The organism is Microcoleus sp. CAWBG58 (assembly GCF_020883045.1).
Taxonomy (GTDB): Bacteria; Cyanobacteriota; Cyanobacteriia; order Cyanobacteriales; family Microcoleaceae; genus Microcoleus.
Map to the genome: position 1 here is coordinate 1 of NZ_JAHRFA010000159.1, position 6,532 is coordinate 6,532.

6 protein-coding genes are annotated in these 6,532 nt (G+C 44.1%); 5 read left to right on the plus strand and 1 reads right to left on the minus strand.

The genetic code is table 11. The features are described 5' to 3' along the window. Nucleotides 1-48: 48 nt before the first annotated feature. Entirely contained in the window at nt 49-792 is a 744-nt protein-coding gene (locus QZ918_RS32735) for a pentapeptide repeat-containing protein (protein ID WP_293343180.1), read from the minus strand. A gap of 737 nt (nt 793-1,529) precedes the next feature. Here QZ918_RS32735 and QZ918_RS32740 point away from each other — a divergent pair. The 5 genes from QZ918_RS32740 to QZ918_RS32760 all read left to right on the plus strand — a co-directional run bounded on the left by QZ918_RS32740 (nt 1,530) and on the right by QZ918_RS32760 (nt 6,376). After that, nucleotides 1,530-2,180: an ATP-binding protein gene (locus tag QZ918_RS32740; RefSeq protein WP_293157864.1), complete on the plus strand. Its 651-nt coding sequence runs from the start codon at nt 1,530-1,532 to the stop codon at nt 2,178-2,180. Nucleotides 2,181-2,485: 305 nt separating this feature from the next. Further along, nucleotides 2,486-3,502 carry an RNA-guided endonuclease InsQ/TnpB family protein gene (locus tag QZ918_RS32745; protein WP_293343183.1) on the plus strand — a complete coding sequence of 339 codons (1,017 nt, stop codon included), beginning with the start codon at nt 2,486-2,488 and terminating at the stop codon, nt 3,500-3,502. 236 nt (nt 3,503-3,738) lie between these two features. Further along, complete coding sequence (locus QZ918_RS32750; protein ID WP_293157870.1) at nt 3,739-4,077, plus strand: DUF3593 domain-containing protein; 339 nt, start codon at nt 3,739-3,741, stop codon at nt 4,075-4,077. A gap of 254 nt (nt 4,078-4,331) precedes the next feature. Further along, complete coding sequence (locus tag QZ918_RS32755; protein ID WP_293343186.1) at nt 4,332-4,595, plus strand: hypothetical protein; 264 nt, start codon at nt 4,332-4,334, stop codon at nt 4,593-4,595. Further along, nucleotides 4,592-6,376, plus strand: a complete 1,785-nt coding sequence (locus QZ918_RS32760; protein ID WP_293343189.1) for a WD40 repeat domain-containing serine/threonine-protein kinase — start codon at nt 4,592-4,594, stop codon at nt 6,374-6,376. Before QZ918_RS32755 ends, QZ918_RS32760 begins: the two co-directional genes overlap by 4 nt. Nucleotides 6,377-6,532: the final 156 nt, after the last annotated feature.

Consider the following 6,532-nt stretch of genomic DNA (forward strand, 5'->3'; position numbering starts at 1 on the left):
AAGCGCAACTACGTACCTAAGAATCAACCCCTATCAACGGCTTACCACTTAATTCAACCTTAAAATATCTAACCACCAGTCATTGACGGCACGGCAGTAATTGCAGTAATTGTTCGAGCTAATCGGTTGTTGTTTGTTAACATCACAACCTCGCCGAGATATTTTGCGGTTCGGCATCCGGGCGCCGCATAAATTAGCATCTGTAAAATTAGCTTTGTTCAATCTCGCATCGCTCAAATCGGCCCCTCTGAGGTCAGCACCGCTGAGATTTGCACCGCTTAAATCAGCTTCTTTGAGGTCAGCACCGCTGAGGTTTGCCCCAGTAAAATCGGCATTTCTCAGGTCACTTCGACTTAGTTTAGCTGCGATCAAATTACTGCATTTTAAGTTTGCCAACTGGAGAGTTGCATCGAGCAGAGAACTCTCGCTGAGATTGGCATTTTCTAAGTTTGCTCCCCTGATGTCTGCCCTGCTCATGTCGGCTTTGCTGAGGTCGGCATCGATTAAAAAGGCATTTCTCATGTTGGCGTTATTTAAATTAGCTTCCATTAAATCCGCCGCAGTCAAATCCGCATCTACTAAGTCGGCCCTGCTGAGAGTGGCGCGACTCAAGGAAGCGCCAAACAAATCTGCACGGCTCAAGGAAGCACCAAATAAGTCGCATCCGGGACATCCTCTTGTTGCTAGCAGCCGCTTGATTAGAGGCAGATTTTGAGCTTGTAAGGGAACTGCTGCGCCAAATGGGAGTAGCAGAATCACTGCTGCCAGAATTGTCAGTTTAATTTTTGTCATCAGGTGTTGCGCGTTTAAATTGTATATGTCAATTACCTATTACCTAGTTGTCAAATCATCTCCTCATCAGACTTTCTCCCTGGATCTCTCCCCTCTGCCGGAATCTCCTCGAACATAACAGACTATGTAGATGCAAGCAAAGCTTAGTCCGGGTAATTCATCTAACTGCGTTTTATCGCCTAGTTTTCTCCTGGAATAACGCGCGCGGGGCTAAAAACAGGGTTTATTGCTAGATTTTTCGCTGTCAAATCCAATATTTTTAGCAGAAACGGCCTTGTTTGCAGCAGTCTTAGTCTAGTGGATTGACGTGGCACGCCGGTGTGAGATTCGCGGACGATCGCATTTGCGGATATTACTTACTCCTTTAGGATGAGAGCGATTACCTCGAATCAGCTTTGCAGGCTACCGGCGAGCCACCGTTGGCAGTGGCTCAATGCCTTGTATTTTGTAGTTGGCGACGGCTGGGGTAAATGAGCTCCGGCAGTGATTCGGTAATTTCTGGTGGATGCAGGCGGATTGTGCTACGGGGGCGATCCCTCTCCGTACAGGCGATCGGTAAATAAGCCAATTGGCTTAGACTCTTAAGACATATTGCTGATGCGATTCCTTCTGCAAAAAAGATAGCATTTTGGTGTGATCGCCGAAATTATACTTAACAAGCAAGTATAAAAAAAGACAAGGTGTGTCGGCGGGTGTGAAAATTGGGTACAACTAATACTTTCAGACGAGGAAAATTAATGTCGAACAGCATAGATCAACTGGCAGAAGGCGGCAGAGGCATCAAACTCATGTGGCAGATTGCAGACGAGCTGAGTTACACCCGGACTTTCGACGGTCGAAATTGTTTGTCGCTGAGCAAAAGTTACGAAGTAGAAAGTCGCGATCGATCGCAAAAGATAAAAAAGGCTAGCGCTTTAGATGGGTTAATGAATTTTTTAAAGAAGTGGGATTGGCAAGATGACATTGAGCAGGAAGCGGAACTGAATGAAAGTTCTTTTAAAAACATCAGCCTGCAAGTCAACACAGATATGAATGCTTTAACTAAAGTTTTGGACTGGTTGGAGCAGTTGCAAGATGTATCGATCCCCAATGAGGTTTGGTTCCAATTACAGCTAGCTTTAGCTGAAGGTTTCACTAATGCAGTTCGTCACGCTCACAAAAATCTGCCCGCAGAAACTCCTATTCAACTGCAAATTACGGTATGTAGCGGACACTGGCAATTCAAACTTTGGGATTGTGGCCCGCGTTTTGATTTTGATGCTAAGCTCCAAGAAATTATCGCAACAGATAGAAAACGCTTTGCTGATTTAGAGGTTTTGAGCGATACTTCCTTGATACCTAGCAGACCGACAACTTTGGACATATCTCAGTTTCCGATTGCTGGGTAAAGTAACAATTAACAGACTGGCACGGTTGAAAATGTGTTATCCTAATAACGGTGTTAGGGGAAGAGTTACGGGTTGTGTCTCCGCGCGGGTCAGGGATTTTTAATACTAGCGACCTGCTGCGGAGAAGGTTAAAAGCTATGGGCTTGGGTGAGGTTGACAAAGGCTAGACAAATGTAGACTAAGGTAATAGAAAAACTTGACAAACCTAGAGAAAAAAGCCTACGATCGAGAAAGTTATTTAATTGATGCTTGTGCTGTTATCGATCGAGACCAAGTTAAAATTAACAAGTGCCGAAAAACAATTGATGAGTAAACACGCTGGAATAGCTCGTTTTACATACAATTGGGGTTTGGCGACTTGGCAAAACTTGTACCAAGATGGACTAAAGCCCAACAAATATATTCTCAAAAAGTTTTTCAATAATCACGTCAAGCCAGAGCTAGAATGGATTAAAGAAAAAGGAATTTGTCAAAAGATCACTCAATATGCTTTCGACCAATTAGGTAATGCGTTCGATCGTTTCTTTAAAGGACTTGGTGCTTATCCCAATTTTCAAAAGAAGTTTCAACACGATTCTTTCACTATCGATGCTGGTGGCAAGCCGATGAGAGTTGGTGGTGTCAGGATTAAATTACCGACAATTGGCTGGCTCAGAACCTTTGAGGCATTGCCAAATGTCACGACTTCTAAGATGACGATTTCTAGAATTGCTGAAGATTGGTATTTGTCTTTTGCCTATGAGCAACCAGAACAAGTAACAATCAAGCAATTTGAAGTTGTAGGAGTAGATTTAGGCATTAAAACCCTAGCTACACTTTCAACGGGAGTTGTGTTTGAAAATTCCAAACATTATGACCGAGAAGCAGCTAAGTTGAAGCGATTGCAGAAGCAATTATCTCGAAAAAATAAAGGTAGCAATCGTCGATTCAAAGCCAGGATGAAAGTGGCTAAACAACACAATCGAATTGCCAATCTCCGCAAAAATACTCTTCATCACGTTACTACTTATTTGAGCAAAAACCACGCCCAAGTAGTAATTGAAGATTTGAATGTAGCCGGGATGATGGCTAATCATAAGCTAGCCAAAGCAATTGCTGATTGTGGATTCCATGAATTCAGGCGACAACTAGAGTATAAGTGCCAGAAATTCGGCTCCAAACTAATAATAATTAGTCGGTGGTATCCCAGTTCTAAAACTTGTTTTAGTTGTGGAAATATTCAGGATATGCCTCTCAAAAAACGCACCTATGACTGTTGCTCGTGCGGCATATCTATCGACCGCGATCTCAACGCGGCGATTAACTTATCGAGGTTGGCTTAACCTTGAATGCTCATGGAGGGATAGCCGCTCCGATGCCCCCTGTGAAATGAGAATTAATGACTAGGCTTGTCTAGGATTTATATAGCAGTCTCTAGCAGTTCGACAGAAATGGGTTCCTTTATCAAATTAGACTTTCAAATTAGACATGAAAAATTAACCACAAAAAGTTAAAATTTATTCACATTAATTTTTAATTTTTTAATCTATGATGGTATCTGGTCGCTCACCAAATACTAATGATTTCCAAAGAAAGTTTATTTGTGGTGTCTCTATTTCCCTACTTGGGTTTTCTCTGGTTTTTGACGAAATCTGGAAAAACTCCTCGTTTAGCTCTGATGGGATTTTACGGCACTCTCGTGTTTGTGGGTGTGACTATTCCCGCAGCAATTTACGCAAAAGTTGCCTACAACGAGTCGCTAGCAAATGTCGATTGGCTCCACGGTTGTGCGGAACTATTCTTGACACTTGCCAATATTTTAGTAGTTTTAGGCTTTCGGGAAGCGGTGATTAAAGCCAAAGCATCCTCACAGAATGGTGGCGAGGAGGAAGAATGTCTTGCAGACGGGGGAAAATAGCCGCCGTTGACAGTTGACAGTTGACAGTTGACAGTTGACAGTTGACAGTTGACAGTTGACAGTTGACAGTTGACAGTTGACAGTTGACAGTTGACAGTTGACAGTTGAGGGCGATCTCTACCTAGAAGGAAGAGGATTGGAGTAATGAATCGTCTGATTTTAATTTCTACGCCAAAGGGAGATGCTTTCAACCAATTATTTCTGGTATAAAACCCGGTTTCTGGCTTAACATCCATCGCTGACAATAGCTGATTTTGGCTAGAAACTGGGTTTTTACGGCGAAGCGCATTCTAGAGTTGCCGATCGGCTTACTTGCAAAATTTCAACCAAGCATTAAAATATGTGGAAACTCAAATCAAGCACTTCTAGCGCCGAGCTTGCCTGAGATCCGAGATTTTGGGTGGGGAAAACCCGTATCTGTGGCGCGATCGACAATCCTGCTCTCGCCGTCAGCGGAAATAGACTACCATATTGCTAAGTCTAGCTTTGGTGGGAATCTCCAGGCAGGAAAAAGATGAGCTATTGTCTCAATCCCCATTGCAACAAGCCGCAGAATCGTGATTCAACCAAGTTTTGTCTGGCGTGCGGCTCAAAATTGCTGCTGAAAGAGCGTTACCGCGCCCTTCAACCTATCGGTGAAGGAACATTTGGCAGAACTTTTTTAGCTGTCGATGAAGATAGGTTGAAAAGTCGCTGCGCCATTAAACAATTTTTCCCCCACGTTCAAGAAAAGGCAGAATTAGAAAAGGCAACTTCACTGTTTAAACAAGAAGCTCATCGCCTGTACGAACTCGGAGAACACCCGCAGATTCCAAGTTTACTGGCTTCTTTTGAACAAGCAAAACACCTGTATCTTGTAGAAGAGTTAATCGAAGGAAATAATTTGTTTCAGGAGTTGCAGCAGCGCGGAGCTTTTAGCGAGGAACAGATTTGGGAATTGTTGATTAATTTGTTGCCTGTTTTGCAATTCGTGCACGAGCGGCAGGTAATTCATCGGGATATTAAGCCGGAAAATATTCTGCGGAGAAATCCCCAAACTTTCTCGACTCCTGGTAATGGAAAAAAAGGGATAAGTCTGGCAGAATCTTCTACTGTACAGGGGAAATCGAGGGGGGGTCAGTTTGTGCTGGTAGATTTTGGAGTTGCTAAGCACATTAGCGCGATTTCTGAGGCGAAAACTGGTACGATAACGGGAACTGCTGGCTATGCACCGATCGAACAAATTCGCAGCGGTAAGGCGTATCCGGCGAGCGACCTTTACAGTTTGGGCGTTACCTGCATTCACTTGCTGACTGGGGCGGTGCTGAATGATTTGTTCGATGCTTTGGAATGCAAATGGATTTGGCGATCGCACTTAGCGCAAAAAGGCATCAAAGTCAGCCAAAAATTAACAACTATTTTAAATAAATTGCTCAAAGATTCCGTAAGGGAGCGATATCAATCCGCGGCAGAAGTGCTGCACGACTTGGTGAAATTTGGGCAATATCCCCGATCGCAAATTGCGTATAACTATCGCACCAAAATAGCCATTAATTCGTCTGTAACTCACTCGCAGACAGCGACAGCAACCGCCGTATCTGCCGCGCCACCTCAGAATGTGCAGGTGACAACCGCAGCTAGCAACCCGCAATTATTATCTCATAACTGGCAGTGCGCGCGCATTCTTCACGGTCATTCAGACTCGGTTAATGCTATTGCAATTAGCCCTCAAGGCAATATTCTCGCTAGCGCCAGCGACGATAAAACAATTAAGCTGTGGAACCTGCAAACAGGGGAATTAATCCATACTTTTTTCGGCCATTGCGCGACGGTTGATGCGGTGGCTATCAGCCCCGATGGGAGAATGCTGGTTAGCGGCAGTTTTGACAGAAAAGTTATTGAGTGGAAGCTGGATAAAAAGGCGATGATTCGCGAGTTTTACAGCGATTATGGGTCGCCGTACAGTCACCGGTACGGCTCCGTATATTCGGTGGCTTTTAGCTGCGATGGAGGGGCAATAGCAAGCGCTAGTGGGGACAATAGTATTAAGCTGTGGAACCAGCACAACGGAGCTTTAGTTCACAAACTTTCGGGACATTCTGACAAGGTTTTATCTGTGAGTTTTCGCCCTCAAAGTATGATGCTGGCTAGCGGTAGTGCGGACAAAACTATTAAGGTTTGGCGTGTAGGGATGGCCCAGAGTGTGCGGACTTTTGTCGGACATTCTGATTGGGTTTATGCGATCGCCTTTAGCCAAGATGGTAAGATGATTGTCAGCGGTAGTGCCGATACTACCGTCAATACTTCGGACAGTTTTTAGGCAGCGAGAGTACCATAGGATAGGACTGACGGAAGGTTAGGGTGATTTAAAATGAAATTCCGGTCTAAATCTAACTTATCAATAAAGGTGTAAAGTATATGCCTATTGAATTCACGGCGTTTATAAGAGGTCATGGAAAACACGAATGGCTCGGGC